The following is a 4,567-nucleotide window of genomic DNA, read 5'->3' on the forward strand; positions in this document are numbered from 1 at the left end:
GATTTCCTACCTTGCGATGGTGAACGGCAGTTAAAACATCTAGCTTGGCTACTCTGCCAGCTTGCACGGTACTATAGACAATCCAGTGATCGCTACATTCCAAGCGGTTGCTAACTTCGCATTCAAGATAAGCCAGAGATTCGGCAAGAATTGGTGAACCATTGGTTGCTGGTACAGTTTTGATCCCTTCAAATCTATCTGCACCAGGAGGGAAGCGCTTGAGAAAATGTCTAATGAGATCCTGGCAATTTCCCTCTGCTAAAACATTTAACACAAAGCGATCGCCAATCTGCATAAAAGACTCGATCGCGCGATCTTTGGCTACGGCGATCGCAATTCCCAAGGGTGTTAAACTAGCTTGGGTTACCCAAGATGCCACCATGGCACTTTTAATCTCACCTTTGGTGGCAGTAATGATATATAAACCATTGCTAATTCTGCCCAAGGCTTTTTCCAAGCTATTATCTATGGCCTTGATTTGTTTGACAGTGCGATCGCGGGTTAACCACTGCCCTAAATCTATCCCTGCTTCATCGCAAAGTTGTTTCGTAGCTTGATCGGGAGATTTTTTAATGATAATTGGCTCAAAAGCTTCGATTAAACCAGTTTCCTGTAACTTATTCCGCAAAGGATAGAGCGGTTCATCCTCTCCGCCACCAGCTTCAAATAAGCCAACTGATTGTTTACTGTGGGCTGCTGCCAGGATCGTACTGAGAATAGCATGTGCCTCTCGATCAGATTGGGGTGGCATTCCTATAACTAATCCTGCTGCTTGGGCTACTAATTCTCTTGCTTCTTGAGGTTCGGTATTATTCCAGTCAATTAATTCGACGGCTACTCCTGTTTTGATAATTCCCTGAGCGATCGCTCTTGCTAATTCTTCGCTGTAGCCATAGTCTTCAGAGTAAAACAGTGCTACCAAAGTTTCAGTTTTGGTTTGTGCTTGACTCCACTGTTGATAGCGATCAACTAATTCGGCACGATGGTGTTGTAGCAAAGGGCCATGTCCCGTGGCGATCGTTTTAAGTGCTAGTTTGTCCATGCGCTTGATCGCTGCTAAAACTGAACGAGCATTGGGTTTCATCAGACAGTCATAGTAATATTCAAAGTCTGCCTCAATTAATTCCAAATCCTCATCAAAAGTTGGCTCATCGCAATAGTGCAGCCCAAAGGCATCGCAAGTATAAAGAATTTGAGTTTGATGATCGTAGGTGAAAATCGTATCAGGCCAGTGTAAATTAGGCGCAGACACAAATTCAAGTTCATGCCCATTACCTAAATCTAGGCGATCGCCATTTTTAACGATTATATGTTCAAAAGGTTGATGCACCATGTCACTTAAGAACTTAATCGCCACCTTTGCCCCGACTAGCGTAACCTGAGGCGCTAATGCCAAAATATCTTTAACTAAGCCACTATGATCGGGTTCGGTATGGCTAATGATTAAATAATCAAGTTGGGCTGGATCGATTAAACCTGTTAGTAATTCTAGATAAAGCTGACGAAACTTAGCATGAGCAGTATCTACTAAAGCGAGTTTTTCACCCTGAATAATAAAAGAATTGTAGGTTGTACCATTTTGTAAGCCAAATTCAATATCAAAGCGATCGCGATCCCAATCAAGACATCGAATTGCCGTAGTTTCTGCTGCTATTTCTATAGTTTGCAAAGTCAATCTTGCTTTAGATTTAGTTGTTTGATTATTGTGTGTGAGTGCAACCATAAGTCAAATAGTCCTCTTGATTTAGATTACTTAAATGTATTTTCTAATTAATGTCATGCTAGCATAGTCAAAAAGTTATGTATTTTATTTAATCATAGCTTTTTGTCTATATAAAGATCAGCCAAAAAGAAATGCAATCACTAATGATATTGTTCATAGCGCGCATGTTCTCCAGATAACTTTTAGTTCAAATCTGCTGTCTAAAACTCGCTGTTAAAATGAATCTTCAAGACATCAAAGCTTAGTTTTTTGTTTTGAAGATGCAACACCAACAAATTAAATAAAGTTAGCAAATTGCTTTGTTGGTTCTTCTTTTATAATTACGTGCAATCTACTATTTTGTAAAATATTTATTTGTTACACCATTGATTAGCTAGACTTATTATTTTATTGATTCAGAAGGTTCTTAACCATTGGAAATTGATAATAACACTGATATCTTATAGCTTTTTTGCATTAGATTCAGATAAAAATAGAATAATGAGCCACATTTTTCGAGCTTAATTTTGTAATTTAGCTATTTTTAATAGCTGAGTTGTTTGATAGCGATTATTTTTAGTCTAAATGAGAGTATTTGATTAACGGTAATAAATTAAATTCTTGACGTATTTCTAAAAGAGAACGCTTGAGCAAAGAATCATAATCGAAAAAAGGGTAATATTTTCTTGTACTACGAGTTTTGAACCAGATAATTATTACTTCTGGTAATAATCGAGGCAATATGAATAAAATCGAGCAATAAAGCCATAATACTCCATGCTGTTTAATTAGATCATGATACATAATGTCTATTGCTGGTCTTATTTTAGGGTCTTTACGAGTGTTTAGATAATCGCCGAATTTAAAATCGCTCGTCCAAAAACTCAAGGGTAATAATTTAATTTCGTCATACATATTGGTGTCGCAACCAAGAACAACATGAGTAACATCATGTGCCAACAAGATTTGAGCAAATTCTGGGGGCAATTCCCGAGGATCGGTAATACTAAAATTTATCTCGTAATACTCTTCTAATCCTTGCTGAAGAGTCTGGATGCTATGTTTATTAAGATACTTAGGACGGGAACGTTTAATCATCATTTGATTATTACGATACGATGCTGTTTCGTAACTTTATAATAACATCTATGAGTAAAACTAATCAGAAAATGTCAGGCAGACCTCGTAGTGCCAAGTCTCATCAAGCTATCTTAAAGGCTGCCTTAGAATTACTAGGGGAAGTGGGTTTTGAAAACATGAGTATTGAGGCAATTTCAATTCGTGCAGGAGTCGGCAAAACTACTATTTATCGGCGTTATAAAAGTAAAGAGGAATTAGTAGCTGACGCAATTGAAAGCATTAGACAAGATGTCGTAATTCCCGATACGGGAAATCTTGATAATGACCTTGATGAGTTGATTGAAAATGCCGCACAAATCACTCTTAGTCCTTTAGGCAAACAAACAGTAGCCATGATTATCAGTAGTGCTGCTAGTAATTATCAATTCGCTCAAATTTATTGGACAAAATATCTACAACCGCGACGAGAAGCATTTGCTAGTGTGATTGAACGAGCAAAAATGAGAAATGAAATCCAGGCTGATGTTGATTCTGGTCTGATATTTGACTCTATGAGTGGAATTATGCTTTATGCCCTGATTTTTCCGCCTGAAACCGAATCTTGGACAACATATGTTCGGCGAGCATTACACTTGTTGCTTTAAAAAGCATTTTGTTCATTTATTTATTCTCCACTCAACCAGGCGATCGCACTTCTAATCCATTCTTCTACATTAGGGTTTTTAAGTAGTAAATTATCTTGACTTAAGGCAGCGATAACCTGTTCTATTTCCTCGTTGGTGTAGCCCAAAGCTAACAAGGTCATTTCCAAATCTTCTTTGATTTCAGGCTGGGGAGAAAAGACTGCTTCAGGTTGTGCAATTTCCATGCCCGATATTTTCCGCCATTGGGCTAGTTTGGTTTTTAATTCTAAGGCAATTCTTTCGGCGGTTTTCTTGCCGACACCAGGGGTTTTGGTTAAAGCAGGTATATTACTAGTAACAATTGCCCCAACTAAGTCTGAAATGCCCAAAGTATCAATCAGAGCAATTCCTAACTGCATACCAATACCGCTCACGGCGGTCAACTGGCGGAATAAATCCCTTTCCGCTGCGGTAGGAAAACCATAAAGGATGTGTTTATCTTCCTGAATTTGGAGATGGGTAAATACTTGAATTGGCTCATCTGCTGACCCATCTAGTTTCTGGGCAAAGCGCGTCGAGATCTGCATCTCATAACCAATATTGTTCACATCCAAAATCAAAAACAGGCGATTTTGAGTTGTTTTAGTAATTTCTACTTTCGTACCCTTGAGGTAACTAATCATTAAAGTGACTCGGTATAGCTAAAATTAACTGACTGATTCTTATCTTGCAAATTATTGCCTATTATTAAAACGTCTGGGGTAAATTAGCTTTGTTTCAATTCATTGGTTTTTAGCTTTTAGCCATATGTAGTTTAAAGCAATTTCTATTTCCTGACTTTCACGACACAATGAAATCAGTAAGCCAATTCAGCTTAAACACAATATGCCTAATCATCTGCAATCAACCCAAAGTCTTTATCTCCAAAAGCACGTTGATAATCCAATTAACTGGTGGTATTGGTGTGAATCAGCCTTGGAGGAGGCAAAACGGGACAATAAGCCTATTTTTCTCTCAATTGGTTACTCTAGCTGTCACTGGTGTACGGTCATGGAAGGAGAAGCATTTTCTAACCAGGCGATCGCCGATTATCTCAATAATAACTTTCTGCCGATTAAAGTAGACCGCGAAGAAAGACCAGACATCGATAGCATCTATATGC

Annotated in this window: 5 protein-coding genes; 2 read left to right on the top strand and 3 right to left on the bottom strand. The window is 38.2% G+C overall.

The window, feature by feature from the left end; genetic code table 11:
* The coding region (locus C7B62_RS24595; RefSeq protein ID WP_106243975.1) for a diflavin flavoprotein at positions 1-1,723 on the bottom strand (1,723 nt) is incomplete at its 3' end.
* 555 nt (positions 1,724-2,278) lie between these two features.
* On the bottom strand, positions 2,279-2,800 hold the full coding sequence (locus C7B62_RS24600; protein WP_106243979.1) for a hypothetical protein: 522 nt from the start codon (positions 2,798-2,800) through the stop codon (positions 2,279-2,281).
* A gap of 50 nt (positions 2,801-2,850) precedes the next feature.
* Between C7B62_RS24600 and C7B62_RS24605 the strand changes: the two genes are divergently transcribed.
* Positions 2,851-3,426 carry a TetR/AcrR family transcriptional regulator gene (locus C7B62_RS24605; protein WP_106243983.1) on the top strand — a complete coding sequence of 192 codons (576 nt, stop codon included), beginning with the start codon at positions 2,851-2,853 and terminating at the stop codon, positions 3,424-3,426.
* Between the two features lie 20 nt (positions 3,427-3,446).
* On the opposite strand, the gene ruvA is transcribed toward C7B62_RS24605, so the two are convergent.
* Positions 3,447-4,088 carry a Holliday junction branch migration protein RuvA gene (gene ruvA, locus C7B62_RS24610; protein WP_106243986.1) on the bottom strand — a complete coding sequence of 214 codons (642 nt, stop codon included), beginning with the start codon at positions 4,086-4,088 and terminating at the stop codon, positions 3,447-3,449.
* A 202-nt stretch (positions 4,089-4,290) separates the two neighbouring features.
* On the opposite strand from ruvA, the gene C7B62_RS24615 reads away from it, so the two are divergent.
* Positions 4,291-4,567 (top strand): DUF255 domain-containing protein (locus C7B62_RS24615; protein ID WP_146132212.1); only part of this gene is annotated, 277 nt, incomplete at its 3' end.

The organism is Pleurocapsa sp. CCALA 161 (assembly GCF_003003995.1).
GTDB lineage: Bacteria > Cyanobacteriota > Cyanobacteriia > Cyanobacteriales > Xenococcaceae > Waterburya.